This is a genomic window from Symbiopectobacterium sp., from assembly GCF_051710365.1.
Classification (GTDB): Bacteria; Pseudomonadota; Gammaproteobacteria; order Enterobacterales; family Enterobacteriaceae; genus Symbiopectobacterium.
On sequence record NZ_JBPETA010000400.1, the window covers coordinates 1 to 723 of the forward strand.

1 protein-coding gene is annotated in these 723 nt (G+C 44.3%); it reads right to left on the reverse strand.

Annotation, left to right across the window (positions count from 1 at the left end; genetic code table 11):
- Positions 1–149: 149 nt before the first annotated feature.
- Entirely contained in the window at positions 150–503 is a 354-nt protein-coding gene (locus ACTBDZ_RS18295; protein ID WP_438816330.1) for a DUF2799 domain-containing protein, read from the reverse strand.
- Positions 504–723 lie beyond the last annotated feature (220 nt).

The following is a 723-nucleotide window of genomic DNA, read 5'->3' on the forward strand; positions in this document are numbered from 1 at the left end:
GATTGTTAGTATGAATCATGAGAGTTACCTCGTGTTTTGTATAAGGATTGGACACCCATATCAAAACCGGTAACTCTCAACCTTGCAAGGTCCAGTGTCAGATCAAGTCGCGACTAATACATATGATAATACTAAATCACAACAGCAATCTAATAATTCTGAGTGGCATATTTTTGCCAAATTTGTCTTAATTGCTCGGCATTCTCGGTGCCATCACAGCTGGCGGGAAAATCTTTTCCCGCTTTTCCCCGTTCCTCCAGTCGGTTTGCATGGCACAATGTGGCTTGTCCATCCTGATAACCCCGTAAGTAATGTGAGCGATCAATGGCCGTATCGCCAGACCACTCCACCAGTGCATCGTTGTCTTTCACCACGTTTCCTGTCATGGCATCGTTGAGCCCCATGTTATACCAGAGGGAATGGGACTTTTCCGGTGACGGTGTCTGAGAGGTTTGACAACTGGCAAGCAATAATGTCAAGCATAACACGTATCCGAATCTCATCCCATTATCCTTATCAGAGGGCGGTTTCTGTCGGTATCAAGCAATACCCAGCTTCTCTTTCAAGCTTTTTAAATAGCGTCGGCTCACAGGAATATGGGCTTTGTTGAATAATAGGTAATCATGCTGTTTTTCTATGCCAGTTTTGGTAGAAAATGCTTGTCATCTTAGGTGTACAGTTTTCTCATGAGGCCTAACTGCATGATTTTGCGTTGCGAGGATC

Bases quoted from the DNA above. Each gene is read 5' to 3' on its own strand.
- ACTBDZ_RS18295 (WP_438816330.1), bottom strand. From the start codon at position 503: ATGAGATTCGGATACGTGTTATGCTTGACATTATTGCTTGCCAGTTGT.